This is a genomic window from Aeromonas sp. QDB14 (assembly GCF_027707845.1).
In the GTDB taxonomy this organism is placed as follows: Bacteria; Pseudomonadota; Gammaproteobacteria; order Enterobacterales; family Aeromonadaceae; genus Aeromonas; species Aeromonas caviae.
In genome coordinates this window covers 20,775-47,608 of sequence record NZ_JAPCJD010000028.1, presented here as the reverse complement: position 1 = coordinate 47,608, position 26,834 = coordinate 20,775, and the positions used below count along the sequence as shown (strand labels likewise).

Sequence of the window (26,834 nt, the reverse complement as noted above, 5' to 3'; positions counted from 1 at the left end):
CAGCCCTCTGACTGTTCTAGCCAGTTGGAGTCCGTGCCGCATCGGGTATATATGGGTGGGAAGAATTGAAAGGAGCCCGACGAGGGCTCCCTAAGGGCTACTTCTTGCAAGTACCCCAAGTGACGCCATCCGTGCCGCACTCAGTGGTGCTGGTGCCGTCGGTTTGGGTTACGATCTTGGTGTAATCACCGCCCTTCGTATAGCGGATCTCAGTTTTCACACCGTTAGCATCGGTAGAGGTTTGACGCTTCATCCAGTTAATAGCATCAGGTTCCGGGGTATCATCCTCGAAACCATATGGTAGTTGCTCGAGAGCATCTATCATATCTGCCTTATTGAAAGTACTCAGAGTATCCCCTATATCCACCCAGTCGTTCAGGAATGGGAAGCTGCCAGCCTGGCGATCATAGAAGAAGGTTGCATTAGAACCGACGCCATCAACTGTAGAACCCACTGATGCACTACGGTGAGTGATAGCCTCATTGAGATTGTCAATGACGCACTCTTCGAAGGTGTCGGCTTGGAAGTCTGCCTTATTAACAATTTCATACGCCTTACTGCCCGCTACGTGCTCAATTTTCTCCTCGACACTACAGCTGTATGGTGAATCATCTCCTTGGCGAGACTCGAAGGTGTACCAGTTGACATAGCTGTAGTCTGCAGTCTTACGGATGAACCGCTCGCTATAAGATATCTTGCGGACTACCTGAGTGAAGTCGGAGGATACCTTATCCAACTTCGATACTACATGATCATCCCAGAAGACCTCCTGCTCACGATACCAAGCATCGGGGTACGCATAATCAGCATCCCGATAGTCACCCATATGGTAATCGACGTACGCATAGATCGCAGTCGGGTTGGCTTTCTTGAGCTCGTCAGTCTCCTTGAAGGAAGCTTGCAGGCCGCGAACGATTTCCTTTGCCATAGTGGCGGTTTCAGAATCACCTGAGGCAATATAGTCGTCATACAACTTCTGCTCGGAGATGTTGTAGTGATGAACCATGCGATCGGTAGCGGCATCCAGCTCGCGTGCGATCTTCTCGCGCGTCTGTCGGTTATCCATGACGGACTGACAAGTCAGAGTACCGTCGTTGGCCAGTTGCTTCTCCACCTCATTCCACAGCACTGTGGTCAGCGGAGTGACGTGCTTGAGGTCATCGTCAGTGATCGGTGCGAACTTCGGCGGCAGAACCATCTGGTAAGCCTGCTCGACAACGCCAGTATCAAGGTCAACCGCACCAACAGGTACGTCCACAACCAGAGGCACGTATTCGGCACACTGCTCTTGGGCACCGGTAAGCTCCATACGGTAGTCGCCAAGCTCTGTGGTGACAGAGCTGGGTTCGCCTGCATCGAGCCGCTTGTTGAAGTTCAGGTCCAAGTAAACAGTGGCACCCTTGATGTAACCATCGATGGCCTTTCCTTGGATAGAAGATTTAACGGCCGGAGGGTTGGTGCTATCACTGCCACCATCCCCTCCACCACCACAAGCTGAAAGAGCCAAACAAACCCCAATGCATACCCACGAACGAACTGTCATCAGTTTCTCCTTGTTCCCTATATTTTCATAACGATTCAATAGACCGCTCCAAAGGCGAAATACTAAAGAATCTGCGGATATATTTATGTGATTGATACCGTTTTCATGAGAGTGGACATTATCCTACATACCTATGATTCCATTGAATTTATCTCCATCCTACGCAAGATCCGCTGCACACTGGAGAGACTGATCCCCGTCCGACGTGCGATTTCGGCCTTGGCAAGCCCTCTTGCTGCCAGCGCCTGCACCTCATCCCCCTTTGCCATGGCTGTCGGCTTGCGGCCCTTGTAGACCCCACGCCGCCTAGCCAGCTCAATCCCTTCTGCCTGACGCTCCAGCATCAACTCCCGCTCAAATGTGGCGATGGCACCGATCATGGTCAGCATCAGCTTGCCGGTAGGTGTCGAGGTATCGATACCCAGATTCAAAATCCTCAGGGCCACCCGCTTAGCGTGCAGGTACTCCGAGATCTCCAACAGGTGGCGGGTGTTGCGAGCCAAGCGATCCAGCTTGGTCACCATCACCACGTCTCCCTCACGAACAAAATCCAGCAGCAACGAGAGCTGGGGACGGTCATCCTTGGCCCCGCTCACCTTCTCCTGAAATATCTTGCTGCACTCGGCCAGAGCCTGAAGCTGGGCATCCAGGCTCTGCCCCACAGTGCTGACACGTGCATAGCCCACCAGTGCCATGGTCTCCTCCTGGTCAATAGGGCAAGGTACACTGACGCGACCGGTCAGAAGGTCGAAAGGAACCCATGTGACCGGCAAAAAGTGGCACTTTCGCTCGCGTCACACGGGCTTGGTCTATTGACCTGAGCCAGTGATACAAATGAAAACGGGCCGCTCCGTGATGGAGGGCCCGCAGGGGTAGTCAACCAGATGCTCTGGCTGCTCTATCTATTGGTCATGCAGGGTGCCGACCAGGGGATCTCAATGACGCGTCGACCCGCCAGGCATCCGTAATACCTTGGCCAGCTCCTCAGCGTGAGCCTTGTCACGGGCGATTAGGCGGATCATCAGGGTTCCCCCTGCAATGGCAACCAGAGTCACCGAGGTCAGGATCATTTTGTTCATGGGTAGTCCTCTTCGTTCATGTTGTAGAAGTGTGGCGGCATGTAGCGGGCCATCATCGCGTTGACGATGACAGACGCAAACGCCGTCAGGGCTGCCTTCAAGGCATCCAGCAGCAGGGCTTTCGTGAAGTCGTTCATGGCGATTACTCAGGGGTTATCTTTAGGCGGTAGACCTCCATCCGGTGATAGTCGAGAAAGTTCCTCTCCCAGAGCCGGTAGAGGTCCATGGTGGTGGCCAACGGCCGATCTCCACACCAGAGCTGTGAGGCCAGCCCGGCGTTGAAGTCAAAATCGAGATCCTTGACCAGCTCGCCACCGAGGTAAGTGAACTCGGTGACGTAGGCCATCCCCCAGCTCTCAGCCCGTTTTTCCAGACGGATTTCGACCGGACGGTAACCGCCAGTGTCGGCGGAATAATCGGGACTACGGAAGTTGAGGGTCAGGGCGGTGGCATCGGGGTAGCTACCGATGATCTTGGCGAACAGAGTCTGTAGCGGTTTGGATGGAGTCATAGCAGCCCCCGCTCGGCAAACGAGAAGATGTCGTGCTGTCCCACCACAAAGTGGTCGAGCACTCGCACGTCTACCATCTCAAGCAGATCCTTGAGACGAGCGGTAACAGCCTTGTCGGCATCCGAGGGGTCGACCATACCGGAGGGGTGGTTGTGGGCCAGAATGACCGCAGCGGCGTTTCTGTTAAGGGCCGCCTTGACCACCTCACGGGGGTGAACGGTGCCTGCATTGATGGTGCCGAAGAACAGCTCCTGGTAATCGAGCAGTCGGTGTTGATTGTCGAGCAGCATGACGGCGAACACTTCCCGCTCGTACTCCCCCATCTTGAGCCGAAGGAAGTCTGCTGCCGCTTTGGGTTGAGTGAAGGCATTGCCAAGATGCCGCTGTCGGCTCTCCAGAATGGCCAATGCCTGATTGATGATGTGATCGCCCTGTCCGGGGTGATCATCATAGTGTTGTGACATAACAGTAACCTCGCGTCGTTTGGGTACACGAGTTACTTATGCCAGGGGATTTGGTTGTTATTGAATCCGAACGGAACTGGTATAAGGGGTGCAGGGGCCCACATTCACCTATGAGCCCTCTTAGAAATTTTTAGACGGATTTCACGGTTTTCCCCTTCATGACGCGATATGTTTCCACTTGCGGTCAAAAAAGAGGGATTAAAACTCACTTGAGACCATTTTTTAGCAATATCGTCTCGTTTTGTGTGAAGGAGAACACCAGTGGCAACTACTCATTTTATCCCCGCTCAGCCCAGTGAGTACGGTTACATCATTGTCGAACCAAATGACAACGGAGAAACGACCCTAGAGCGTTACCCATTGCTCGGGTACGCCGTCAAGATTACAGAAGGTGGGCCAGAAGATCTCAAGATACAGACGCTGCCGGTCTGCACAACAGGTGAGAGCTTCACCCCGAACTTCATCCAGCGCTATGACGGCACCTTCAGTCAAGCGGAAGGCGATCAACTCTGCTACTCCCTGTCAGAGATGATGAACCATTTCGGTTTCGAAGCAGATGATCTGCATACTCTGCCCCCGGCAAATGCCAAAGAGCTATCAGGATACGTCTGGCGTCCACTGCGGAACCCGCAAGGCTAATATCTGCTGATTTTGAATCTGGCCCTTTTGCCCGCCATCAAAGGCAAAGGGGTCATTTTGAATGTTCAATCTGCTGAAATTTCAGCATTTTATAGAACTTTTTCTGTATGAAATCTCGTAGAAAAAGTTCTTAAATCTGCCAAAATTTCAGCAGATCGGCAGACCTCCTCGACCTACCTAGGATGGTGTTCCCACTTCCTTTGCTCGGTCTCGTTGCCCGCTGAAGGAGCACGTCAACCCTGACATGCCTCTCCAGCAAACGCCTACTGGCTCTGTGTCCGTAATGACTGATGGCCAGCCAACCCCTCGAGCAGCAAGTCCAGCAGCATATTCTGCAATGCCCTGGCCTTATCGGGGTGAGAGAGGTACGTCAGCGACATGCCCTGCTGGGTTTCCATTCGCCCGATGACGGCTTCATCCACCGCATTCGGGAAATCGCCATGCAGAATCGATTCCCGTGGGTTATTGCGGACCTGCTCCATCAGGGGGCCGTTCTCGCTTAGCTTGCTGACCATCCCCTGCACCCAGTCGAGCTTGTCCCCATCAGTCACTTCCAGGCCAAACAGATCGTTCATCCGAGCCAGCAGTTCGGAGAGGAAATCCTTCTTCTCCTCTTTCGGCTTGGCGCTGCCGAGGGAGGCGATCCCCTCCAGCCCATAACCGGCCGCATTCTCTTTGAGTTGCAGATCCTGTGTCCGCTTGGCCTTAAGGTGGTAGTGGCTCAGCATCACCGATGAAAGGTCTACTTGCTCTTCATCCAACACCTCTTCCCGCAGCAGGGGCAGCAGGTGGCGTGCAAAGACACACAGCCGCTCCATGTCGTAATCGTCGAAGGGGGTGATCTGGGAGACAAACTCGTAGAACCGCACATAGCCGTTGAGGTTCTTCTTGAACAGCTCCAACACCGAACGGGCTTCCCCGGCCTCTTTCAACCGCCGCTCGGCGTTGGCCTGATCACTCCCTGAGCCGCCCTGTTCGATCAGCCACTTGAGCTGGGTCCGGCACTCCCGAATAGCATCGATGGCCAGCCGGTAACGCTTGGCGAAGCGATCTCTGGCCGGAACGGCGTGCCGCAAGAAGGCATCGGCCCCCCGTTTGGGGTCGAAGTAGGCATCGGTAAACGCTACCACCTCGGGCCAGGTGAAGATCCCTTCGCCCTTGAGCTTGTGGAACAGGTCATAGATAAGGTTCGGGTCCGACACTGAATCCAGCGTGGCGGTTTCGTAATACTTTTGGAACTCTTCCAGCACATCCTGCGGGTCGTTCACGAAGTCGAGCACATAGGTACTCTCCTTGCCCGGATAGGTGCGGTTGAGCCGCGAGAGGGTCTGGATGCAGTCCACCCCCGTCAGCTTCTTGTCCACATACATGGCACACAGCTTGGGCTGATCGAACCCGGTCTGGAACTTGTTGGCCACCAGCATCACCTGATAGTCAGCCGTATCGAACGCCTTACGCATGTCCCGGCCCTTCAGCTCCGGGTTCATGTTCCGCTCGTTCCACGTCTGTCCCTCGTCCTCGATGTCGCCCGAGAAGGCCACCATGGCCCGAATGGCTTGATAGCCTTGGTCCTTAACGTATTTGTCGAACGCCAGCTTGTAGCGGACCGCCTCCATCCGGCTGCTGGTCACCACCATCGCCTTGGCTTGCCCGGCCAGCAGCGGTGCAACGTGCTGGCGGAAGTGCTCGACAATTACCTGCACTTTCTGGCCAATGTTGTGCGGGTGCAGCCGGACCCACTGGGATAGCTTGCGCTTGGCCTTCTTGCTGTCCACTTCTGCATCAGCCGCTTCGCTCTCCATCGCCAGCTTATAGGCCAGTTGGTAGCTGGTGTAGTTCCGCAGCACGTCAAGGATGAACCCCTCCTCGATCGCCTGGCGCATGGTGTAGACATGGAATGGCTCGGGTTTGTTCTCATCAGAAATGGGCAGATGGGGCTTGGGCGGGCGACCGAACAGCTCCAGCGTCTTGGCCTTCGGGGTAGCAGTGAAGGCGAAGTAGCTGATGTTCTGGCTGCCGCCACGGGCAGCCAAGGTCAGGTTCATCACATCCTCGGCCGAGAGCTCTTCTTCATCATTCAACTGCTCGGCCATCAACACCTCACGCAGCTGACGGGCAGTCTTGCCGGTCTGGCTGGAGTGAGCCTCGTCGGCCACCACCGCAAAGCGGCTGGCCTTCAGGCTGGAGCTCTCCTGAATCGCCTTGAGCACATGGGGGAAGGTCTGAATGGTGACGATAATGATGGGAGTGCCGCTGGTCAGTGCCTCGGCCAACTGAGCAGATTTGCTGCCATCCCCCTCTTCCCGATTAATGCGGGAGATCACCCCGGATGCGTGATCGAACTGAGCGATGGTCTCCTGCAACTGGCTATCGAGCACGGTCCGGTCGGTGACGACGATGACCGAATTGAATAGCTTATCCCCGTCACGCCGCAGCGATGCGAGCTGATGGGTCAACCAGGCAATAGAGTTCGACTTGCCCGAGCCCGCCGAGTGCTGGATCAGGTACTTCTGGCCGCTGCCTTCCTGCCGGAGGGTCGCCAACAGCGTCTCCACCACCTTCCACTGGTGATAGCGGGGGAAGATCATCGTCTCTTTCTTCTTGAGACGGCCCAGTGCGTCCTCATCCAATTTCACCTGCAGATGCAGATAGCGGCCCAGAATATTGAGGAAGGTCTCAGGCGCGAAAATCTCCTGCCATAGGTACTCGCTGGCATAGCCTGTCTCAGGCTGATCGTTCCCTGCCCCACCCTTGGCGGTGCCCCGGTTGAACGGCAGGAAGAAGGTATCTGCTCCGGCCAGCTTGGTGGTCATCGCCACCTCAAACTGATTGACGGCAAAGTGCACCAGTGCTCCGCGACGAAAAGCCAGCAAGGGCTCACGCTTGCCCGCCGTCACCAGTGGGCGGTCGAAGCGGTACTGCTGCTTGGCGTTCTCCAGGCTCTGTTTGAAGCACGATTTGAGTTCCAGCGTTGCCACCGGAATGCCGTTGAGAAACAGAGTGAGATCGAGCCGCCCCTCATAGCCATGGGGGCTGTAGACCAGCTCCGGCACCACCCGCAGTCGGTTCTTGGCATACCGCTCGACCAGTTCTGGGTTAAGGTCATGGTCGGGCTTGAAGGTGGCCACCGCCAGCCGGTGCCCTCGATCCTCTACCTGATGACGGAGTAACCACAAGGTGCCCCGCTCATCGCTGTCAAGGGATCGAGCCACGGCGTTGAGCAGATGACGCTCTGGCTCCTCACCGTAGGTCTTGCAGTATTTCTGCCACCCCTCTGGCTGGCTCTCCTGCACATAGGCGATCACATCTTCCGGGTAGAGTGCTCGCTCTTTGTCGTAGCGAGACGACTCACCGACCAGCCAACCTGATGCAGCCAGTTGCTCGATGATATGGTCCTGAAAGGCTTTTTCCCGAGCCCTATTTTCCAAACTGAGGTCCAGGCTCATGGCTGACCCCCTCGGGCCAGCAGTACCTGATAAAGCGACTGCATCGCCGCCAGATGCCCCGGCAGACGGCTATAGATCTCGACCGCAAGAGCTTCCTTGTAGGTATGCGAGGTCAGGTTGCGATCTTTGAGCATCGACAACCAGACCGTCTCATCGGCCAGCCAGTGGGCCGCATAGGCTTGGCTCATGCACTCACGGGGGGTATTGGCTTCGATACCTTCCGCCGCCAGCGCCTTTTTCAGGGTCTTCCAGGTCAGTTCGATACAGAACTCGAAGCGTTGGATGCTGGCATCGACCACCAGCGGTTGGCTCGCGTCATAGCTCAGGGATTCGGCGAGACGTTGCAGGGCGTTGCCAAGGGCAACCAGATTCAGATCCAGACTCATTGCACTTCCTTAAGGCGTCATTCGTCGGTAGAGAGGCACCCTGTCACGCAGGATGGCCTGATACAGCCGGCTCTGGGGCGACTCCTCATCGAGTCGCACACAATCGATAGGGAGCAGGGTATCGGCCTCATCGATGATCGCCAACACCTGCTGCCATTGCGCCTCGCAGGCACCGGGGCACTCGATGGCGAGATCGATATCGGAGCGTTCACGCTGCTCACCCCGGGCTCGCGAGCCAAATAGCCAGATCGCCTCGACAAACGGTAATCTCGCCAGTGCCTGTAGAAATTGGTAATCGGCAAGCTGCATACCAGACCTCAGTATTTCTTATGCTCATTGGCTTGGCTGTAGAGAAGGAATTCCATCTGCGACATGATACGGGCTTCTTCACGCAGACGGCGACCCTGATCGCGGCAAAACAGTACCCGGTTGGCATCGACAATCGCAAAGGCAAGCGGAATGGGCGCCTGATTGATATCGACCACCGATAACTGCCCCTCGGCCAGCCCCAAGGCTCGCTGCCAGTCGAGGGCCAGCAACTCGGGCCGCAACCGGTTATCCAGAGAGTCAACCAATTTGACGGGGTCGAAGGCTACCGCCAGATCCCAGTCGCTGTGGGGCCCAGCGTTCCCCTTGGCGTGGGAACCATAGAGCCACAGCACCATCACCTCGGGGTGAGCGGCGGCGAGTGCGGCTAACTGTGCGGTGAGGGTAGGCAGAGTCATACCATTCACTCCTGTGCGAGAAAACGAGAAGGTCTGATAACGCGATCGTCCGATTACGCTTCGCTAATCGAACCTACGGGCTCACCAGCAGCAGATCGATACGATCTTGCTCGCGAAACACCTGCAGGTCGTCGTAATCACAGAGATCGATATCGAGCAGAGATACTTCGCCACTACGCCGATCCGGCAAGTCATAGAGCAACCTTGAAAGCAGTGACTCAAAGAAGCGAGAGCCCAAACCATGGGGCTCACGGGGATTAAAGAGGGTGCCGAGAAAATGGGAGTGGCGGATCTCCTGACGCACCATCCCCATCGCTTCAAACAGGTTGAACTCGGAGACCATCCCCCCCAGCTTATCGAGCTCCTTGCTATCGAAAATCAGCTCCGTCAGCGAGCGGTACTGCTCGTCATTGCTGGCTGGAGCAATCGCATCAGTCGCCTCGGTTGGCGGCATTGAACTCATGCAGCCGCCTCTTCTGCTGGTGGCTCCCAGCCTCGCAGATCGATCTTGCCGGTGACGGCTGCAGAAATCAGGGCGGTACGGCGTTCTTGCATCAATGCAATGGCATGTTCAGATTTATTAATCAACTGCTCATAATGAGCAAGCTTTATTCTTAAGAAAGAAACGATGTCAATTTGCTCCTCATATGAGGGCACCAAAACCTTGAACTTGGAAACTATATCTGCGTTTAAGTTCATTTGGCTTGTTTCGTTGCCACCATCACGGAGAGCATCATATCCTGCCATGAAAAAAAACTTGAGAAAATCGTTTGTAAGTTTTGAGTTGGGAGTGATGGCTACGCATGCTTGGTTGTAGGTTGCAGAAACACCAAGGATAGCAACTCTTCCTCTGGTTATTCCCTGACCATACATTGCCATCAGTAATGTCCCTGGCTTTGACAATCTGACAGATGTTTCAGATAAAGCAGCCTGAGTTATAGTCTCTTCTGTTTCATAAATAGTATCGTAACGAACTTCCCCTGTTTTTATCCAAGGTATTGTCCCTCCCCAGTATTGATTTTTTGACCGATCTGGGGTAGCTCCAGTATTTAGCATCGAGTAGTAACCGAGTGCAGATACTCCCCAATGCTCCGGCACTTGGCCGAGCCACTCGACGCCGGAGTCTTTCATGGGGGCATTGGGGTTGAGGCCCTTGGTGATGGCGTGGGAGATCACCGCCTGCCGCTTCTCTTTGAGCAACTCGATCAGCCTTTGCTGCTGGGCAATCAACCGATCAATCCGGGCTGTTTCGTAGTCGAGGAATGCAGCGATGGTACGTTGTTCTTCGTGTGAAGGAAGCGGTAATGATATAGCGCCAAATTGCTCGAAAGTGATTGATTTACCATCTCTCAAGCTGTCAGTAGATGCCTGTAGTGCTGCAATATAGGGTGAACTCTTGAAAAGATACCGATAAAACCAAGGATAAATAGGTTTCACTGCTTGAAGAACAGTGTATGCAGGGCTCACACAACCAGAGTAAGAACTATGTTCTATACCACCCTCGAAGCTACGCAGGCTTATAACAAAATCATTCTCAGAAACATGCTTAAAGTTGTCCGTTCCCTTCAAGGCAAGCATCACTTTATTTCCGGTCATCTCCATCAATAAAGACTGTGGAATAACACCGTATGCCTGACTCGCAGCTAGTTGCGTAGATTCTGGTCTAGCCGTCTCTCTGCATTGGGTAAGAAGTCTCTTACCGTGAAAAACAGCCCAATGACTGGGCGCATTCCCTAACCAAGCGATCCCTGAATCCTTGTACTCAGGATAGGAGTGGTACTTGCCTGTCAGCCCTTGTTGCTGAGTTGCCACTACCTCGCTCATGAATGCACCTCCGCCAGCAATTGCATGATCTCCCTGGCCACCTCATCCAGATCGGCATCGATGGCTTCCAGCGAACGGGGCGGCTGGTACTGGTAGAAGTGGCGGTTAAAGGGGATTTCATAGCCGACGATGCCGACTTGGCCATCGAGCGGATCGGTCTTGCCGAGATCAATCCAGGCGTCCGGCACATGGGGCAGCACCTCCCGCTTGAGGTAGTCGTGAATGTCCTCCCCCAGTGGCACGTTCTCGTAGTCCCGCAGATCGCTACTGGCTTCCACCTCGCCCTTGGTCTTGCAGACTTGAGCCTCATCGCACTGCTCGCCGAAGGTACTGACCAGCAGCTTGAGGGCCGGGGCTGGCAGCTTCACAGTGCTATTCACCACAATGAGCGCCTTGGTGAGCTGTTTTTTGAACTGCTCGCGGCAGAGCAGCCGCTCCGGCAGCGTTGGCAGTGCCTTGAGGATGGCCTGCTGCAGCTCGGCATCGAGCTTGGCCCAGCCCTTGTCGGCTTGCAGGCTCGCCAGTCGTTCCGCGTCATGGGGCATAAAGGCGAGCTTGAGCGGCCGCTCCACGGTAATGCGACGGTAGCCAAAGGCGGTAGTGGGGAAGATCTTGGCGATGGGGCCTGCTTCGTAGCGGCTGGCGAGACGCACTACTTCCTCAATCGCTTCGTCACTCAACTGCTTACGCTTGGAGCCCAAGGATTTGCGCATGGGGCTGTGCAGTTCGCTGGCGTTGATCAGCAGCACCTTGCCCTTACGCTCGGCCGGTTTGTGGTTCGACAGCAGCCAGATATAGGTAGCGATGCCGGTGTTGTAGAACATGTCGGTGGGCAGGGCCACCAGGGTATCGAGTAGATCATGCTCCAGGATATAGCGGCGGATCTCGCTCTCACCACTGCCGGCCCCGCCGGTAAAAAGTGGCGAGCCGTTGAGGATGATGCCAATACGGGCACCTTCCGGCTTCATCTTGGCGATGAGGTGCTGGAGGAACAGCAGCGAACCGTCGGAGACCCGAGGCAGCCCCGCCCCGAAACGACCACTGTGGCCCTTTTGCAGGTGTTCATCCCGCACCTGCTTCTCGACCTTCTTCCAGTCCACCCCGAACGGTGGGTTGGATAGGCAGTAGTCGAACTTCTCCAACGGCAACTGGTCATCGGACAGAGTGTTACCGAGCTTGATGTTGCTGATGTCCTGCCCCTTGATCAGCATATCGGCCTTGCAGATGGCGAATGACTCGGGGTTGAGCTCCTGCCCGAAGGTGGCCAGACGGGCAGCGGGGTTCAGCTCGTGCAGATACTCCATGCCGCAGGAGAGGAAGCCGCCGGTGCCAGCGGTGGGATCATAGATGGTTCGCACCACGCCCGCAGTGGTCAGAGCCTCGTCATCAGCCGCAAACACCAGGGAGGTGGTCAGGCGGACGATGTCGCGGGGGGTGAAGTGCTCACCGGCAGTCTCGTTGGAGCTCTCGGCAAACTTGCGGATCAGCTCCTCGAACACCAGACCCATGTGGTAGTTGTCGACGGTTTCGGGGGAGAGATCGACGTTGGCGAAGTTACGGACCACCTTGTAAAGCAGGTCGGCATCTTCCAGCAGATCGATGCTGGCGGCAAAGTTGAAGTGCTCGAACACCTCGAATGCCTCACGGGAAAAGCCCCGCACATAGGCATCCAGGTTATCGCCAATCTGCTTCTCGCCGAGATTGTCGAGGGTGAGCTTGGCGGTGTTGTAGAAGCTCTGTCCGGCGGCATTGAGCAGCAGCTTATGGCGGGCCAGCTCGGGCATGGCCTTGGTGCTCTCGGCGGTGGCCAGCACCTTGTCACGGGTCGGGGCCAGTACGCACTCAAGACGACGTAACACGGTGAATGGCAGGATGATGCGGCCATACTGGGACTGTTTGAAATCACCTCGCAGGAGGTCAGCCACCGACCAGATAAGGTTGGCAAGGGATGAGATATTGGTTGTCATGGAAACCCCGTGGGACGCTCGAAACAGCGTGATCCTATCACAGCATCTGGCCTCCAGTCGTGGCCTCGGTGCTGGCTGTGAAAATCTGCCGTTTTTGATTTTCCCGTTTGGCCCGCCAACAAGGGCAAAGGGGCCAATTAGGGTGCTCAATCTGCGGAAATTTCAGCATTTTATAGAACTTTTTCTGTGTGAGACTTCGTAGAAAAAGTTCTTAAATCTGCCAAAATTTCAGCAGATCGGCAGACCTCATATCCCACCTATTTGGCGGGGGCGGAGGCCAGCTATCAACTTAGCAAGGAATGTCACTACATCACCTGTTGTCAATCATTAGAATATTTCATGAATAGCCGTTTTTGCGTTGTTCACAACGAAAACTCGAAATGGGACCTTGGGGAGGAAAAAAGAGGGGTTGTATTGCTTCTGCCGATCCGTATAGTCGGGGTTGTCGGCGGGCAGACGCCCCCGCACATCGCACCTTGGCTCACGCCATAGGCCCACGGGGGGCGCTGTTACCCGATCTGATTACCGCCGCTTGGAACACACTCAACCTAATTTTAGTTCCACAGCAGCGGTCCTCTAAGAGGAGAGACACCATGTCTCAATCCACTCAATTTGACCTTGAATTTGCCCTGGCCGATGCTGGCCACTCCCTGACTATCGACTTTGCTGCCATCAAAGAGCAGTTCCCCATTATGGATGTCGCCTCAGCCCTGACCGGGCAAGACGTCAAAAAAGTCGGCTCCAACACCTACCGACTGGATGATGCCAGTTGCCCACTGTGCGGCCATAATGATTGCTTCACCCTCTACCCTGACGACGATAGCTTCCACTGCTTCAGTTGCGAGGAAAGAGGCGACGTGTTCGATCTAGTCGTCAAGTGCGACAAAGCCCGTAGCTCTGTTGATGCAGCCCGCTTGCTTCTGCTGGGCGAGCTGTCAGTCACCCCAACCGTTCGCAAAGTGGTGAAGCTGGAGCAGCCGATCTACACGGCCCCACCTGCTCGCCTGCAAGAACTCTTCAATCTCGCAGCTAGTCACTATCAGTCCCGTCTGGATGTAGACGAACTGATGGAGCGGCGTGGCCACTCTGAGGAGGTGTTGGTGGGGTTGGATATCGGCTTCTCCGGTGGCCTGAACAAGGCACTGAAGGATGCAGGGTTCAGCCAAGAGGAACGGCTGGCCTCCGGTCTGGTCAAGCCTCGCAAGGATGCACCTGACCAGCTTCGCGACTTCTTCCCGAGTGGCGTCTATGTGTTCCCGCACTTCGACCGCAACGGACAAGTCAGCCGCTTCACCTTCAAGGACCCAAACAAGCAGTATCAGTTCCAGTTGCCGAGCCAGCACTGGCTTAACGGGGTGCAGTTCTACGGAGAAGAGAGCCTGAATGCCCCCGGCCCTGTCGCCTTGGTAGAGGGGGAGAATGACCGCCTGTCGCTGGTGGATGCCGGTTGGCCGGGCCCTGTGCTGGCTAGCATTGGCACGCTGTCACAGACCCAGCTGGAGTGGTTGAAGCGTGAGCTAGCTGACCGTGACGTCGTAACCTTCTTCGACACTGATGACGCGGGCGACAAGTACCGCTCAAAGATGGCTCGGCTGGGCCTCAAGCTGACCCAAGTCAAGCTGCCAGATTGCGTGAAGGATATCGACGAATACCTGCATGGCGACAACCCCTTGCCTCTAACCGAGCTGGTGGCGGCATTCACCCTGGTTGAGCCTGTGGCTGAGGTCGAAGCCGAAGCCGAAGCCGAAGCCGAAGCCGAAGCCGAAGCCGTTCAGGACGATGATCAGCATCTGGAAGTCGTCAAGGTCCTGCCACGTACAGCCATCTTTGAAAACGAGCTCAACGATTCGGCCAACGCCGAACGGTTCGTGCAGATGCACGGGCATAACCTGAAGTTCGTCCCTGAGTTAGGTGGCTTCATCCACTTCGATGGTACGCACTGGACCCAGAATGACTTGACGCCCATGATCCTTGCTCAAACCGTGGGCAAAGAGATCCAGGAAATCGGGCAGATGTTGATCAAGCAGGCGTGCAAGAAAGAGGAGCTGTCTTGGGCTTATGCAGTGCTCAGACACGGTTCTAGCAGCCTTAACCGGGCTGGCATTCAGAACATGTTGGAACTGGCCAAGCCGATGATGACGGCAAGACTGCACGAGCTGAACGCCAATCCGATGCTGTTGGGCACGGCGAACGGTGTCATCGACCTGAAGTCGGGTCGCCTGTTGGCACCGAGACGGGCATTCATGATGACCCACCATAGCCCGGTGGTCTACGACCCAGCTGCTGTCTGCCCGCGATGGGAGCAGTTCATCGACGAGATCTGCTGTGGTAATGCCGAGTACGCTGCCTTCCTGCAACGTTGTGTGGGCTACTGGATCACCGGCCGCACCGACGAACAGCTCCTGTTCTTCCTCCACGGGGGCGGCTGCAACGGCAAGAGTACCTTCATGTCGGTCATTCAGCAGTTGCTGGGAGAGTTCAGTCGGCAGATCAACAGTAACGTCTTGCTGTTCAACCGCAACGGCAATACCGGTCCGAATCCATCACTGACCAAGCTGGTGGATGCACGTCTGGTGGTCGCCAACGAGCTGCCTGAGGGGGCCCGTATGGATGAGAACTTGGTGAAGGCCATGACGGGGGATGACGTGATTGTCGCTCGTGCTCCCTACGCCAAGAAGGAGATGGAGTTCCGCCCATCCTTCTCTCTGGTGATGGTGGGCAACCACAAGCCCGAGATCCGCGATACCAGCAATGGCATGTGGCGTCGGATGTTGATGCTGCCCTTCAATGCCTCCTTTACGAAGGCACAGCTGGACCCCATGCTGATGGAGAAGCTGCGGGCCGAGATGCCCGGCATTCTGAACTGGGCCATCCAGGGCTGCCAGATGTGGCAAGAGCAGAGACTCAAGGCATCGATTCCTGCTCGCCTCAAGCAGGATGTCGAGACCTACCGTGCCGAGTCGGATATGGTAGGCTGCTTCCTGGAAGAGTGCACACAGACCAGAGCAGGGGCCAAAGTGCCCATGAGCGAGGTCTACGCAGTCTACAGCCGCTGGGCACAGCAGAACGGTGAATGGGCCATGAAGCAGTTGGCCCTCAAGAAGAAGCTGATGGAGAAGGGCTTTGCTGTCCCCCGCTACAACAGCAAGGCAACCGTCATCGGGTTGACCCTGCTCGATAGCGAGATGGCGGACATGACGGTCTCAACCCACCGAGAGCAGCCGGAGACAGGAGCGAACTACACAGTATGACGAATGGGGGGCCTGCGGGCCCCTCTGCCGTTTTTGACTTTCCCTTTTTGCCCGCCAACAAAGGAAAATGGACCAAACCAAGCAGTCAATCTGCCGAAATTTCAGCTATTTATAGAACTTTTTCTGTATGAAACATCGTAGAAAAAGTTCTTAAAAATGCCAAAATTTCAGCATCTCGGCAGACCCATCCTTCCCTTTATCCGGCATCAGCAAAGGATGAAAGGGCCGCTTCTATCACCTCTTTGAGCTTCTCCAGCGAGACATCCCCTCCGTATCGGTCATAGCTGATCGCCCCGTTGGTGTGACCCAAGATCGCCGCCGCATACTGCAATGGCACACCGTGATCTTTGAGGGCTGTCCCCACGGTATGCCGCAGGCTGTGGAAATCCTTGTCGACGGGGCGATGGCGGCTAAACCACTGCCCCCACAGGTGGCTGTATCCATCCTGGCGATGTGGCAGTTCAGGGAAGAGGCGTCCCCCTATCCTCCCCTTCACAAACTCGATGAAACCGTTCTGGAGGAGGTGTCGATGGAGAGGAACGAGACGAGCACTGTTGGCCGTCTTGAGTTTCTGGTCTGGCCGTCCACTGCGAATATTCAGGCACCATATACCGTCAACCTGTTGCACATCATCGGCATAGAGCTGACAGATTTCGTTGGCACGAGCTCCGGTGAACAGACCCAGCAGAGCAATCCACCTGCGGTGGGGCTCCTGCTGCTTAGCCCACCCGATAAACTTGCGACGCTCTTCCGCAGTATACCCACTTCGTGAGTTCACCTCCTTGGCTCGCTGCAGCTTCAATCCGGCGAAGTGGTTGATGATTCCCTCCTGATGGTTAGCCAGCCAGTTAAACAGCAGGGAGAGCTTCTGGAGATACTTGTTGATCGTCGTTGGGCTTTTGCCGGAGTTCAGCAGGTCCCCCTTGAACTTGACCACATCCGCTTTCGCATAGTCAGCAGCCGGTCTATCCCCCAGCGCCTTGATGAAGCAGCCGATGTAGTTCTTCTGGTTGCTGAGCTCTTTCGGAGCCCAAGAGAGGGCCTTCTCTTTCAGATAACGGTCACTCAGGACTGACAGGAGCGGAGCAAGCGGTTTAACCGCCCGAGCCACCGGCTTGGTGCTCGATTGATTTGGTGGGGTCTCTGATACCTCTGCAGGCTCAACGCCAGATTTCGGTCTGGAACGCACACAGGCAAGCAGCTTCGCAACAGCTGTACGGGCCGTCAGCTTGTCTCGGGTATGCAGGGATTTTTTGATCTCTTTACGACGACCACAGGGGAGCGTGGTGACTTTCCGGTAATACCAGATGCCGTGGGGACTGAGCCAGAGATTCATCGATGAGCTCCTCGTCGTCCACACAAAGTGGATGACCAAGGGCTTTAGGAAGCTAACTTATTGAATTGCAGAAACAGGTGGTGGCCCTACCAGCCACATCCCGGCACTCGAGTCCCCCGCCTTGGCTGCTACCTTCCGGTCCTGACCAGGTCGACGGGTTATCAATGCGAGAGGACCAATAGGACCACCGGCGAGGAGAATAGGCAAACTGGCCCCTCAATGCAATGGCTTTCTACCGCATCGCGAGCCGTTCGCCTTATTTTTCAACAATCTGGCCAAGGGTTCAGCTAAAGAGCATGAATTTGGCACCCACCAGCAACATGAGCAGGGCAAAGGCCTGCTTGAGCCGCCGGGGTGACATTCTGTGTGCCAGTCTGGCGCCCAGACGGGCAAACTGGGTGCTGGTGAGCACGATGCCAAGCAGGGCCGGCAGATAGATGAATCCGACGCTCCACTCGGGCAGATCGACGTCTCCCCAACCGGCATAGAGGTAGCTGAGGCTGCCTGCCAGGGCGATGGGCATGCTGCAGGCGGCGGAGGCGGCCACGGCGTTGCGCATGGGCACCGAATTCCAGGTGAGGTAAGGCACGGTCAGCGAGCCGCCACCGATGCCGAACAAGGCCGACATCCAGCCGATGACGGTGCCGGCGATCCCGGTACCAAGGGGGCCCGGCATGTGTCGCTCCGCTTTTGGCCTCAGATTGAGCCCCATCTGCAGGGCCATGGTCCAGGCGAAGCAGCCGATGATGATGTTGAGGGTGCTGGCGCTCAGCAGGTTGGCGGTCATGCCGCCGAGCCAGGCACCGACCAGCATGCCGGCGCCCAGGCGCCGAATCATCCCCCAGTCTACCGCTCCTGCCTCCTGGTGCGCACGCAGGGAGCTGAAACCGGTGAAGATCATGGTGGGCAGCGAGGTGCCGAGGGCCAGATGGGTGATGATCTCCGGCGCCACGCCCTGTGCGTGAAAACTCAGGACCAGCACGGGGACGATGATGAGGCCGCCGCCGATACCGAACAGCCCGGCCAGCATGCCCGCGAAGGCCCCCAACACCAGATAGCCCACAAACAGCATAAACATTCCTTCAATAACGAAACAGCGGTCAACTTGACCGCCATTGCCCATAAAAAAAGAGATGGCATCTTGCCATCCCTTTATTGTGCCGATTAATGCAGGGGAATGGTACCGTCCATCACCTTGTAGAACGCCAGCACGGCGCAACCGAGCAGGGCTGCCGTCATCCCCTGCTCCAGCCGGTTGAGGCTGCGCAGGCCGTGGTGCTGGCGCACCTTCCAGTAGATGAAGATCCCCGGGCTGTAGAGCAGCGCCACCAGCAAGAGGTACTCCACCCCGGCGGCATAGACCAGCCAGCAGCCATAGACGGTGGCCACCAGGGCCAACAGCAGGTCGCGCTTGCACTGATGGGGCTGGCCCGCGTAGGTCTCCCCTTTCAACGCCAGCTTGAGGCCGTAAGCACCGGAGAAGACATAGGGCACCAGGGCCGCCGAGGTGGCGATGTTCACCAACGCCAGATAGGTGCTGTTCTGGAAGTAGATGATGATGAGGAAGATCTGCACCAGGCAGGTGGAGCACCAGAGCGACACCTTGGGGGAGCCGTTCTTGTTCTCCTTGGCGAACCAGGCCGGGAAGACCCCGGTCTTGCCCGCGATGTAGGGCACTTCCGCCGCCAGCACGGTCCAGCTCAGCAGGGCCCCCATCACCGAGATCACCAGGCCGATGTTGATGAGCCAGGCGCCCCAGGGGCCGACCACGGCTTCCAGGATCATGGCGGTGGAGGGGTTCTTGAGGGCCGCCAGTTGCGGCTGGTTCATGACCCCCAGGGAGAACAGGGTCACCATGACGTAGAGCGCCAGGGCCCCCAGCAGCGCCAGCACGGTGGCGCGGCCCACGTCCTTGCGATGGCGGGCACGGGCGGAGACCACCACGGCCCCCTCGATGCCGATGAAGACCCAGAGGGTCACCTTCATGGTGGACTTCACCTGATCCATCACGGAGCCGAGCTCGGGACTCCCCTGCCCCCAGAGATCCAGGGTGAAGGTCTCCATGTTGAAAGCGAGCAGGATGGCCACGCAGAAGACGATGAGGGGCACCATCTTGGCGATGGTGGTGACGATGTTCACCAGCGCCGCCACCTGGATGCCGCGCAGCACCAGGGCATGCACCGACCAGATGAGCAGGGAAGCGAGCGTGATGGCGACCGGGGTGTTGCCGTCACCGAAGATGACATTGTCCGGCGTGTCGAAGAAGTAGCTCAGCGCACTGAACACCACGATGGCGTAGGAGACGTTGGCCAGCAGCTGGCACAGCCAGTAACCCCAGGCGGCGTTGAAGCCGACGAAATCCCCGAACCCCGCCTTGGCGTAGCTGAAGATGCCGCCATCGAGATCCGGTCGACGCATGGAGAGATTCTGGTAGACCAGGGCGAGGCAGATCATGCCGATCCCCGTGATGGCCCATCCCAGGGCGACTGCCCCGGCACTGGCGTGCGCTGCGATGTTTTGCGGCAGACTGAAAACCCCGGCACCGACCATGGAGCCGATCACCAGCGAAATGAGGGCACCCAGCCCCAGTTTCTTGTCCATCTCAAACCTGTTTTATTAGGCGGCGGCTGAGCATCCGTATTCATACAGCGCGCGACATGGGAGGGGCTAGAAATCCGTACCCCGTGAAAAAGGCGGCAACTATATTGCATGACTATTCCGGCCGCAATCCCTCTTGCCGTCAATCATGAGCCGCCTTGACCGCGCGCAATTTTACAGCACTGACCCGGGGTGCCTGTGAGCTGGTTCAAATTAAGAAAGACCCGTTGATATTTCACGACTTTTCATGATGTCGCCCCGCTTTTCAAAAGCCGGACCTGCATGGCTATGCACCCTTGCACTGGGGCCTTTCCCCTGCAAAAACGCCCCTGCAGGAGGGGCGTCAGAGAGGGTATATGCAGGGGGGACTAGAGCCTCAAGCCGCCGTCCAGCTCGATCATCCGCCCGGACAGATAGTCGTTGGCAAGGATGAACTGCACCGTCTGGGCCAGCTGCGCCGCCTGCCCCAGGGTGCCCACCGGGATGGCCTGTTGCATGCGGGCCATGGCTTCGGGCTTCATCGCCGCCGTCATGTCGGTGGCAAAGACGCCGGGGGCGATGCCCATCACCCGGATGCCGTGACGGGCCAGCTCCTTCCCCCAGGTGACCACCAGAGAGGCCACCCCCGCCTTGCTGGCGGCATAGTTGCTCTGGCCCATGTTGCCGGCCCGGGCGATGGAGGAGATGTTGATGATGACGCCCCCCTCCCCGCCGGTGGCCATCAGCGCCGCCCCCTCGCGCCCGCACAGGAAGGTGCCGGTGAGATTGACGTCGATGACGCTCTGCCACTGGGCCAGGCTCATCTTCTCCGTCAGTGCCCCCTCCTTCACCTTGATCAGCATGCCGTCGCGCAGGATGCCGGCACAGTTGACGAGGCCGTGCAGCGCACCGAACTGATCCTTGATGGCGGCGAAGGTCGCCTCGACCTCTGGCTCGCTTGCCACGTTGCAGACGAACAGGGCGCAGCGGCCGTCACGGCTGCGCACTTCTGCCTCGGTCACCTCCAGATCGGTGCGGTTGACATCGATGAGCGCAAGCACGGCCCCCTGCTCCGCCAGACTCAGAGCGATGGCGCGGCCCAGCCCCCTACCCGCCCCCGTGATGGCGATGACTTTCCGTGTGATATCCATAAATGCTCCTGGTGAGATGGCCGGTGACTGTCGAGTCAAAGACTATCGGGTAAATAGGTAGATAGCGGCCCTTAACCCGGCGCTGTCTTGTCCCGATAGAGCTCGAGGATGCTGGAAAAATCCTTGTTCTCCTGGCCCAGGCTCGCGTGCAGGTTGAAGAGGTTGCGGGCCAGGGCCCCCATGGGCACGGCGCTGTGGGCATGTTCCGCCAACGCCATGGCGAGCCCCAAATCCTTGACCATCAGCCGGGTCATAAAGCCCCCTGCATACCCACGGGACGCCGGCACGTTCTCCATCACACCGGGCCAGGGGTTGTAGCGCTCCAGGCTCCAGTTGTTGCCCGAACTCTTGCCCATGATGGTGGAGAGCACGACGGGATCCAGCCCCTCCTTGACCCCGAGCGCCAGCGCCTCGGCGGTGCCCGCCATGTGGATGGCGAGCAGCATGTTGTTGCACATCTTGGCGATCTGGCCGGCGCCAAGCGCCCCGGCGTGAAACAGGTTCTGCCCCATGCAGGCGAGCACGGGTCTGGCCGCTTCATAATCCGCTTGTTCGCCGCCGACGATGAAAGTGAGCGTGCCCGCCGCCGCACCGGCCACCCCTCCCGAGACGGGGGCATCGAGAAAACGGATGCCGCTCGCCTTCGCCGCCGCCCCCACCTGACGGGCCGAGGCCACGTCTATGGTGGAGCAGTCGATGACCAAGGTGCCGGGCGACAGGGCCGCCAGCAGATCCTGGCCACCCCGCTCACCGACACTCTCCCCCAGCCAGAGGCTGCGCACGTGCTCCCCCGCTGGCAGCATGCTGATGACCAGCTCGCAGCCGCTCACCGCTTCCCGGGCATTCCCGGCGGCAATGCAGCCAGCCTCGATGGCCCGGCTCAGGCTCTCGGGCACCAGATCAAACACCTGCATCCTGTGCCCCGCCCTGGCCAGGTTGGCGGCCATGGGGCCCCCCATGTTGCCAAGCCCGATAAACCCAATCCTTGTCATGGTGTGCTCCTTGTGTGTGATCACGCGTCAGCGGAGGCGCAAGGGGTTGTCCCCCTCGGGCCAGCGATAGAAGGCATCCAGCCAGGCCTCGCCCGCCTGCGGGGCCTGCCAGCGAGGGGATTTGTCCTTGTCGATGAGCAGAGCCCGCACCCCTTCCACGAAGTCCCCTCTGAGCACGCAATTGACCGAGAGGGTCAGCTCGTCGGCAAACACCTCGGCCAGGGACTGGCGCCGTGCCTGCCAGAACTGGCGCCAGAGGATGGCGCGGCTGATGGGGCTGCCGCGAAGGCAGGTCTCCCGCCCCTGAGTCAGCGCCGGTTCGTCCAGCTCGGCGCCCTCGAGGAGTGCCAGCACCCCTTGCAGAGAGCGGCCAGCCAACAGCGCATCGATGCGGGCCTGGTGGGGCAGCAGTACGGGAGGGGGCAATGCCTGACCAGGGACCTCCTGCAAATCGGTGAGCAGCACCTCGATCTGCTCGCAGGGGTCGCCTGCGGACCAGTCGAGGGCGGCGAGGCGCGCCGGCAGCTCCACCCGCTCGCGGCTCCCCATGGCGTGATCCGCGAGCCCCAGGCCGATGGCGTCCGCCCCGTTGAAGCGGGCACCGGTGAGGCCGAGCCAGAGTCCGAGCCGCCCCGGCATCCGGCTCAAAAACCAGCTGGCCCCCACATCCGGATAGAGGCCTATGGTCACCTCCGGCATGGCGAACAGACTCTTCTCTGTCACCACCCGAAAAGCGGCCCCGGCAAAGAGGCCGATGCCGCCCCCCATGCAGATGCCGTCCGCCATGCAGATGAGGGGCTTGCTATAGCGATGGATGTGATGATCGAGCCGGTACTCCTGCAGGAAGAAGTCGCGAGCATAGCCAAACAGTGCCGACTCGCTCGCCTCCTGCTTGCGGTAGTAGAAGGAGCGGATGTCGCCACCGGCGCAAAACGCCTTCTCGCCGGCCCCTTGCAACAACACGCAGACGATGGCCGGATCCTGCTCCCAGCGGGTCAACGCCCCCTGCAACAACTGGATCATCTCAAGGCTCAGGGCATTGAGGGAGGCGGGGCTGTCCAGAGTCATCATGCCGATGTGACGGCCATCCGCCGTGGGGTGGGTCTCGATACGCACAGGCTCACTCATGGTCGGCCCCCGCAGACCGGGTGTCAGCCCCTGCGACATGGCGGGTCGCCATCAATACCTCATTCATCCTTCACTCCCTCACTCTTTCGGCCTGGATTGGTCATAACGCCACCGCGGGGCCCTCTTCTCGAGGAAGGCCGCCACCCCTTCGCGCTGGTTGGCATCGTCAAACAGGGCGAGAAAGAGGCTGCGCTCGAGCGGCAGCGCCGCGTCCCTGTGGGTGCTTCGCCCCTGATTGATGAGCTGCTTGCAGGCGCGCAGGGCGCTCGGGCTCTGGCGCTCCACCAGCTGGGCCATCTGCTGCGCCGCCTCCCAGGCGTGCCCCTCTGTCACCACCTCCTCCACCAGCCCCATCTCGTAGGCCAGGGTGGCGCTCACCTTCTCGCCGCAGAGGATCATCCGCTTGGCCCAGCCCGGCCCCACCAGCTCGGTCAGGCGCTGGGTGCCTCCAGCGCAGGGCAAGAGCCCCACCGAGGCCTCCGGCAACCCCAGCTTGGCCTGCTGCTCGGCGATGCGGATGTCGCAGGCCAGCGCGACTTCAAGCCCCCCTCCCATGGCATAACCGTTGATGGCGGCGATGCTGACCCCGTGAAAGCGGGCCAGCGCCTCGAAGGCGTGGCCAAAGGCCTCGGCCACCTCGCGGGCATGCGCCAGGCTGCCGTCGGCGAACATCTTGAGATCGGCGCCGGCGCAGAAGAATTTCTCTCCGGCACCGCGGATCACCAGGGCCACCACGTCGGGGCGACCATCCAGCTCCACCATCATCTGCAAGAAGGCTTTCAGGCTGGCGAGCGTCCAGGTGTTGGCGGGTGGGTGATCGAGGGTGATGTAGGCCACGTGGCCGTGATATTCGAGCCTGATCCTTGTCATTGCGTTGTCCTTGTCAAAAAAACTGCCCCATGATGACAGGGTTGAATGGAGCCAACCTGCACCTGGCTCACAAAGCCTGAGGACGCGCCGACTGCGTCCTCAGAGCAGGCCCCTCCCGCTACTCCAGCGACAGGCCGGGGTCGGCCAGCAGGCGGCGGGCGATGATGAGCCGCATCACTTCATTCGTCCCTTCCAGAATGCGGTGCACCCGGGTGTCGCGCAGATAGCGCTCAAGCGGATACTCGCGGATATAACCATAGCCGCCAAAGAGTTGCAGGGCGTCGTCGCAGATGCGGTGACCCACATCGGTGGCAAAACGCTTGGCCATGGCGCACCAGGCGCTCTTGTCCGGGCTGCCCTCATCGAGTTTGGCGGCCGCCTGGCGCACCAGCAGGCGGGCGGCGGCGAGCTCGGTGGCCATGTCGGCCAGGCGAAACTGCACGCTCTGGAATTCGCTGATCGGACGCCCGAATTGCTGACGCTGGCGCACGTGCTCCAACGCGTCGTCCAGGGCCTGCTGGGCGGTGCCCAGCGAACAGCTGGCGATGTTGATGCGCCCCCCATCGAGCGCCTGCATGGCGAACTTGAACCCTTCCCCCTCCTGCCCCAGCCGGAAGCGAGCGGGAATGCGCACAGCGCTGAAATTCACCTCCCGGGTCGGCTGGCTGTTCCAGCCCATCTTCTCCTCCGCCTTGCCATAGCTCACCCCAGGCGTGTCGGCGGGCACCATAAAGGCGGAGATGCCCTTGGCCCCTTCCCCCCCGGTGCGGGCCATCACCACCAGCACCTGAGTGCTGCCCGCCCCGGAGATAAACACCTTGCTGCCCTCGAGAAGGTAGCCGTCACCCTCCCGCACGGCGCAGGTCTTGAGGGCGGCGGCATCCGATCCCGCCCCCGGCTCGGTGAGGCAGTAGGAGCCCAGCAGCTCGCCGCAGGCGAGCCTCGGCACCCACTCTGCCGCCACCTCAACCGGCAGCCAGCTGCTCAGCATCCAGCTCACCATGTTGTGGATGGTCAGGTAGGCCGTGGTGGAGGTGCAGCCCATGGCGAGGCGCTCGAAGATGAGGCTGGCATCGAGCCGGCTCAGGCCCAGGCCGTCATACTGCTCCGGGGTATAGAGGCCGCACAGGCCCAGCGCCGCCGCCTGCTTGATGGTGGGGATGGGGAACTCGTGCTCCCTGTCCCAGCGCGCGGCGTGGGGTTTGAGCGCCAGATCGGCGAAGGCGCCGGCCGACTCGACACAGGCCCGTTGGGATTCGGTCAGGGTAAAATCCATCTTGTTCGCTTCCTTTGTACTTGTTCCGTCGATCCGTTGCTGTCAATGGGGGCGCCCGGGCAAAGTGGGCAACCTGCCATCAGCGCAGCTGAATGGTCATATTGGGGCCGCTGGGAATGTCTTCGTCGAACCAGCGCTCCGTCACCGTCTTGGTCTCGGTGTAAAAACGCACCGCCTGCTTGCCGTAGGCGTGCAGATCCCCGTAGAAGGAGCCGCGCCAGCCGGTAAAGGAGAAGAACGGCAGCGGCACCGGGATGGGTACATTGATCCCCACCTGGCCCACCGCCACCTCATGGCGAAACTTGCGGGCGGCAGCGCCACAGCCGGTGAAGAGGGAGGTGCCGTTGCCGTAGGGGTTGGCGTTGATGAGGGCAAGCGCCTCGTCGAGGCTCGCCACCTCGAGGCAGGCCAGCACGGGCCCGAAGATCTCCTCCCGGTAGATGCGCATCTCAGGGGTCACGCCGCGAAACAGGGTCGGCCCCACCCAGTTGCCCACCGGGTAGCCGGGTACGTCGCAAAAACGGCCGTCCAGCAGGCACTCGGCTCCCTCGGCAATCCCCGCCTCGATGAGCCCCTCCACCCTGACTTTCGCCTCCGGGCTGATGAGGGGGCCATAAGCCGCCTCGGGGTCGTGCCAGACGCCGGGTTTCACCTTGGCGAACTCGGCGGCGAGCTCGGGGATCCACTCCCGGGCGCTCCCCACGAACACCGCCACGCTGATGGCCATGCAGCGCTGACCGGCGGCGCCGACTCCCGCTCCCACGAGGTTGCCGAGTACCTGCACCTTGTTGGCATCCGGCATGATCACCATGTGGTTCTTGGCGCCGACAAAACACTGGGCGCGCTTGAGCTGTGACGTGGCGCTGCGATAGACGTGGCCGCCGACCCGGGCCGAGCCCACGAAACTGACTGCCTTGACATCGGGATGGGCCAGCAGCGCATCCACCTGCTCGGCGCCGCCGTGCACCACCGACAGAATGCCCTTGGGGGCCCCCGCCTCGGTAAACAGCTCGGCCAGGCGCATGGGAGTGAGCGGATCCTGCTCGGAGGGCTTGAGCACGAAGCCGTTGCCGCAGGCCACCGCCAGCGGGAACATCCAGAGCGGGATCATGGCCGGAAAGTTGAACGGCGTGATGCCGACGCAGACCCCGAGGGGCTGCACCCAGGAGTGGCCGTCGACCCTGCGCGCCACGTTGCCCATGGTCTCCCCCAGGGTCTGGCTGGCAATGGCACAGGCCTGCTCCACCACCTCGATGCCGCGCCACACATCCCCCTTGGCATCCGCCAGGTTCTTGCCGGTTTCCTGGGCCAGCAGGGTCGCCAGCTCGTCGTGATGCACTTTCAACAGATGCTGGTAGTTGAACATCACCCGGGCTCGCTCGGAGGGAGGCACCTCCCGCCACTGCAGGTAGGCGTCGTGGGCGGTGCGCACCGCCAGCTCAATTTCCGCAGAGGTAGCTTTCGGCACCCGCGCCAGCAGATGCTGGTCCGCCGGGTCGGTCACCTCTATCCACTCGTCGCTTGCGGACGGACACGCCTCGCCACCGATGTAGAGCGGCAGATCCCCGTACTGGGTGTGATGCTGGCTCATGCCCCCCTCCTAGCCCGTTGGCAGGCGATGGCAGGCCACCCTGGGCCGGCCACATCCATGTTGCTGTTGCACATCCTG

24 protein-coding genes and 1 other RNA gene are annotated in these 26,834 nt (G+C 59.1%); 2 read left to right on the top strand and 23 right to left on the bottom strand.

What is annotated here, in order from left to right; all coding sequences use genetic code 11:
• Positions 1-97 precede the first annotated feature (97 nt).
• The 6 genes from PG887_RS11255 to radC all read right to left on the bottom strand — a co-directional run bounded on the left by PG887_RS11255 (position 98) and on the right by radC (position 3,597).
• Positions 98-1,543 carry a hypothetical protein gene (locus tag PG887_RS11255; RefSeq protein ID WP_024943926.1) on the bottom strand — a complete coding sequence of 482 codons (1,446 nt, stop codon included), beginning with the start codon at positions 1,541-1,543 and terminating at the stop codon, positions 98-100.
• Between the two features lie 131 nt (positions 1,544-1,674).
• Positions 1,675-2,238 (bottom strand): recombinase family protein, encoded by a 564-nt coding sequence (locus tag PG887_RS11250; RefSeq protein ID WP_024943927.1) that lies wholly within the window; start codon positions 2,236-2,238, stop codon positions 1,675-1,677.
• A gap of 240 nt (positions 2,239-2,478) precedes the next feature.
• On the bottom strand, positions 2,479-2,622 hold the full coding sequence (locus tag PG887_RS11245) for a hypothetical protein (protein WP_167332170.1): 144 nt from the start codon (positions 2,620-2,622) through the stop codon (positions 2,479-2,481).
• Positions 2,619-2,759, bottom strand: a complete 141-nt coding sequence (locus PG887_RS11240; protein ID WP_005324906.1) for a hypothetical protein — start codon at positions 2,757-2,759, stop codon at positions 2,619-2,621. The genes PG887_RS11245 and PG887_RS11240 overlap by 4 nt, the downstream gene beginning before the upstream one ends.
• A gap of 5 nt (positions 2,760-2,764) precedes the next feature.
• Positions 2,765-3,133: a DUF2787 family protein gene (locus PG887_RS11235; protein ID WP_024943928.1), complete on the bottom strand. Its 369-nt coding sequence runs from the start codon at positions 3,131-3,133 to the stop codon at positions 2,765-2,767.
• Positions 3,130-3,597 carry a RadC family protein gene (gene radC, locus PG887_RS11230; RefSeq protein WP_005324908.1) on the bottom strand — a complete coding sequence of 156 codons (468 nt, stop codon included), beginning with the start codon at positions 3,595-3,597 and terminating at the stop codon, positions 3,130-3,132. Before radC ends, PG887_RS11235 begins: the two co-directional genes overlap by 4 nt.
• A 261-nt stretch (positions 3,598-3,858) precedes the next feature.
• On the opposite strand from radC, the gene PG887_RS11225 reads away from it, so the two are divergent.
• Positions 3,859-4,236, top strand: a complete 378-nt coding sequence (locus PG887_RS11225; protein ID WP_024943929.1) for a hypothetical protein — start codon at positions 3,859-3,861, stop codon at positions 4,234-4,236.
• A gap of 263 nt (positions 4,237-4,499) precedes the next feature.
• On the opposite strand, the gene PG887_RS11220 is transcribed toward PG887_RS11225, so the two are convergent.
• The 7 genes from PG887_RS11220 to PG887_RS11190 all read right to left on the bottom strand — a co-directional run bounded on the left by PG887_RS11220 (position 4,500) and on the right by PG887_RS11190 (position 12,584).
• Positions 4,500-7,682, bottom strand: a complete 3,183-nt coding sequence (locus PG887_RS11220) for a type I restriction endonuclease subunit R (protein WP_080688718.1) — start codon at positions 7,680-7,682, stop codon at positions 4,500-4,502.
• Positions 7,679-8,068: an HI0074 family nucleotidyltransferase substrate-binding subunit gene (locus PG887_RS11215; protein ID WP_005345157.1), complete on the bottom strand. Its 390-nt coding sequence runs from the start codon at positions 8,066-8,068 to the stop codon at positions 7,679-7,681. The genes PG887_RS11220 and PG887_RS11215 overlap by 4 nt, the downstream gene beginning before the upstream one ends.
• Before the next feature lie 9 nt (positions 8,069-8,077).
• The gene (locus tag PG887_RS11210; protein WP_024943931.1) at positions 8,078-8,377 is read right to left on the bottom strand and encodes a nucleotidyltransferase family protein; all 300 of its coding nucleotides are present in this window, start codon (positions 8,375-8,377) and stop codon (positions 8,078-8,080) included.
• A gap of 8 nt (positions 8,378-8,385) precedes the next feature.
• Positions 8,386-8,793, bottom strand: coding sequence for a type VII toxin-antitoxin system MntA family adenylyltransferase antitoxin (gene mntA, locus PG887_RS11205; protein ID WP_024943932.1), 408 nt, complete (start codon positions 8,791-8,793; stop codon positions 8,386-8,388).
• Between the two features lie 73 nt (positions 8,794-8,866).
• Positions 8,867-9,256 (bottom strand): PD-(D/E)XK nuclease family protein, encoded by a 390-nt coding sequence (locus PG887_RS11200; RefSeq protein WP_080688719.1) that lies wholly within the window; start codon positions 9,254-9,256, stop codon positions 8,867-8,869.
• On the bottom strand, positions 9,253-10,617 hold the full coding sequence (locus PG887_RS11195) for a restriction endonuclease subunit S (RefSeq protein ID WP_080688720.1): 1,365 nt from the start codon (positions 10,615-10,617) through the stop codon (positions 9,253-9,255). Before PG887_RS11195 ends, PG887_RS11200 begins: the two co-directional genes overlap by 4 nt.
• Positions 10,614-12,584: a type I restriction-modification system subunit M gene (locus tag PG887_RS11190; protein ID WP_270821716.1), complete on the bottom strand. Its 1,971-nt coding sequence runs from the start codon at positions 12,582-12,584 to the stop codon at positions 10,614-10,616. Before PG887_RS11190 ends, PG887_RS11195 begins: the two co-directional genes overlap by 4 nt.
• Positions 12,585-13,177: 593 nt before the next feature.
• On the opposite strand from PG887_RS11190, the gene PG887_RS11185 reads away from it, so the two are divergent.
• On the top strand, positions 13,178-15,835 hold the full coding sequence (locus PG887_RS11185) for a phage/plasmid primase, P4 family (protein ID WP_270821714.1): 2,658 nt from the start codon (positions 13,178-13,180) through the stop codon (positions 15,833-15,835).
• A 196-nt stretch (positions 15,836-16,031) separates the two neighbouring features.
• On the opposite strand, the gene PG887_RS11180 is transcribed toward PG887_RS11185, so the two are convergent.
• From PG887_RS11180 to PG887_RS11135, 10 genes are all read right to left on the bottom strand, one after another.
• Positions 16,032-17,171, bottom strand: a complete 1,140-nt coding sequence (locus PG887_RS11180) for a site-specific integrase (protein ID WP_024943937.1) — start codon at positions 17,169-17,171, stop codon at positions 16,032-16,034.
• 84 nt (positions 17,172-17,255) lie between these two features.
• Positions 17,256-17,352, bottom strand: an RNA gene (gene ffs / locus PG887_RS11175) — signal recognition particle sRNA small type.
• A 102-nt stretch (positions 17,353-17,454) separates the two neighbouring features.
• Positions 17,455-18,243 carry a sulfite exporter TauE/SafE family protein gene (locus PG887_RS11170; protein ID WP_045524789.1) on the bottom strand — a complete coding sequence of 263 codons (789 nt, stop codon included), beginning with the start codon at positions 18,241-18,243 and terminating at the stop codon, positions 17,455-17,457.
• A gap of 92 nt (positions 18,244-18,335) precedes the next feature.
• On the bottom strand, positions 18,336-19,772 hold the full coding sequence (gene arcD, locus PG887_RS11165; protein WP_270821713.1) for an arginine-ornithine antiporter: 1,437 nt from the start codon (positions 19,770-19,772) through the stop codon (positions 18,336-18,338).
• A 365-nt stretch (positions 19,773-20,137) separates the two neighbouring features.
• Positions 20,138-20,899: an SDR family oxidoreductase gene (locus PG887_RS11160; RefSeq protein WP_010674599.1), complete on the bottom strand. Its 762-nt coding sequence runs from the start codon at positions 20,897-20,899 to the stop codon at positions 20,138-20,140.
• 71 nt (positions 20,900-20,970) lie between these two features.
• Positions 20,971-21,891 (bottom strand): 3-hydroxyisobutyrate dehydrogenase, encoded by a 921-nt coding sequence (gene mmsB / locus PG887_RS11155; RefSeq protein WP_104452897.1) that lies wholly within the window; start codon positions 21,889-21,891, stop codon positions 20,971-20,973.
• Between the two features lie 27 nt (positions 21,892-21,918).
• The gene (locus tag PG887_RS11150) at positions 21,919-23,019 is read right to left on the bottom strand and encodes an enoyl-CoA hydratase/isomerase family protein (RefSeq protein WP_270821712.1); all 1,101 of its coding nucleotides are present in this window, start codon (positions 23,017-23,019) and stop codon (positions 21,919-21,921) included.
• A 78-nt stretch (positions 23,020-23,097) separates the two neighbouring features.
• The gene (locus PG887_RS11145) at positions 23,098-23,889 is read right to left on the bottom strand and encodes an enoyl-CoA hydratase (RefSeq protein ID WP_041215244.1); all 792 of its coding nucleotides are present in this window, start codon (positions 23,887-23,889) and stop codon (positions 23,098-23,100) included.
• 118 nt (positions 23,890-24,007) lie between these two features.
• Positions 24,008-25,165, bottom strand: coding sequence for an acyl-CoA dehydrogenase family protein (locus PG887_RS11140; protein ID WP_270821711.1), 1,158 nt, complete (start codon positions 25,163-25,165; stop codon positions 24,008-24,010).
• A 79-nt stretch (positions 25,166-25,244) separates the two neighbouring features.
• Positions 25,245-26,756, bottom strand: coding sequence for a CoA-acylating methylmalonate-semialdehyde dehydrogenase (locus PG887_RS11135; protein ID WP_270821710.1), 1,512 nt, complete (start codon positions 26,754-26,756; stop codon positions 25,245-25,247).
• Positions 26,757-26,834: the final 78 nt, after the last annotated feature.

What these genes read in the sequence shown, in the direction of transcription:
- PG887_RS11185 (WP_270821714.1), top strand. Translation starts at nt 13,178, where the DNA reads ATGTCTCAATCCACTCAATTTGACCTTGAATTTGCCCTGGCCGATGCT.
- PG887_RS11250 (WP_024943927.1), bottom strand. Translation starts at nt 2,238, where the DNA reads ATGGCACTGGTGGGCTATGCACGTGTCAGCACTGTGGGGCAGAGCCTG.
- PG887_RS11145 (WP_041215244.1), bottom strand. Translation starts at nt 23,889, where the DNA reads ATGACAAGGATCAGGCTCGAATATCACGGCCACGTGGCCTACATCACC.
- PG887_RS11255 (WP_024943926.1), bottom strand. Translation starts at nt 1,543, where the DNA reads ATGACAGTTCGTTCGTGGGTATGCATTGGGGTTTGTTTGGCTCTTTCA.
- PG887_RS11215 (WP_005345157.1), bottom strand. Translation starts at nt 8,068, where the DNA reads ATGAGTCTGGATCTGAATCTGGTTGCCCTTGGCAACGCCCTGCAACGT.
- PG887_RS11140 (WP_270821711.1), bottom strand. Translation starts at nt 25,165, where the DNA reads ATGGATTTTACCCTGACCGAATCCCAACGGGCCTGTGTCGAGTCGGCC.
- mmsB (WP_104452897.1), bottom strand. Translation starts at nt 21,891, where the DNA reads ATGACAAGGATTGGGTTTATCGGGCTTGGCAACATGGGGGGCCCCATG.
- PG887_RS11180 (WP_024943937.1), bottom strand. Translation starts at nt 17,171, where the DNA reads ATGAATCTCTGGCTCAGTCCCCACGGCATCTGGTATTACCGGAAAGTC.
- PG887_RS11235 (WP_024943928.1), bottom strand. Translation starts at nt 3,133, where the DNA reads ATGACTCCATCCAAACCGCTACAGACTCTGTTCGCCAAGATCATCGGT.
- PG887_RS11245 (WP_167332170.1), bottom strand. Translation starts at nt 2,622, where the DNA reads ATGAACAAAATGATCCTGACCTCGGTGACTCTGGTTGCCATTGCAGGG.
- radC (WP_005324908.1), bottom strand. Translation starts at nt 3,597, where the DNA reads ATGTCACAACACTATGATGATCACCCCGGACAGGGCGATCACATCATC.
- PG887_RS11160 (WP_010674599.1), bottom strand. Translation starts at nt 20,899, where the DNA reads ATGGATATCACACGGAAAGTCATCGCCATCACGGGGGCGGGTAGGGGG.
- PG887_RS11195 (WP_080688720.1), bottom strand. Translation starts at nt 10,617, where the DNA reads ATGAGCGAGGTAGTGGCAACTCAGCAACAAGGGCTGACAGGCAAGTAC.
- mntA (WP_024943932.1), bottom strand. Translation starts at nt 8,793, where the DNA reads ATGACTCTGCCTACCCTCACCGCACAGTTAGCCGCACTCGCCGCCGCT.
- PG887_RS11240 (WP_005324906.1), bottom strand. Translation starts at nt 2,759, where the DNA reads ATGAACGACTTCACGAAAGCCCTGCTGCTGGATGCCTTGAAGGCAGCC.
- PG887_RS11190 (WP_270821716.1), bottom strand. Translation starts at nt 12,584, where the DNA reads ATGACAACCAATATCTCATCCCTTGCCAACCTTATCTGGTCGGTGGCT.
- PG887_RS11220 (WP_080688718.1), bottom strand. Translation starts at nt 7,682, where the DNA reads ATGAGCCTGGACCTCAGTTTGGAAAATAGGGCTCGGGAAAAAGCCTTT.
- PG887_RS11200 (WP_080688719.1), bottom strand. Translation starts at nt 9,256, where the DNA reads ATGAGTTCAATGCCGCCAACCGAGGCGACTGATGCGATTGCTCCAGCC.
- arcD (WP_270821713.1), bottom strand. Translation starts at nt 19,772, where the DNA reads ATGGACAAGAAACTGGGGCTGGGTGCCCTCATTTCGCTGGTGATCGGC.
- PG887_RS11210 (WP_024943931.1), bottom strand. Translation starts at nt 8,377, where the DNA reads ATGCAGCTTGCCGATTACCAATTTCTACAGGCACTGGCGAGATTACCG.
- PG887_RS11170 (WP_045524789.1), bottom strand. Translation starts at nt 18,243, where the DNA reads ATGCTGTTTGTGGGCTATCTGGTGTTGGGGGCCTTCGCGGGCATGCTG.
- PG887_RS11150 (WP_270821712.1), bottom strand. Translation starts at nt 23,019, where the DNA reads ATGAGTGAGCCTGTGCGTATCGAGACCCACCCCACGGCGGATGGCCGT.
- PG887_RS11135 (WP_270821710.1), bottom strand. Translation starts at nt 26,756, where the DNA reads ATGAGCCAGCATCACACCCAGTACGGGGATCTGCCGCTCTACATCGGT.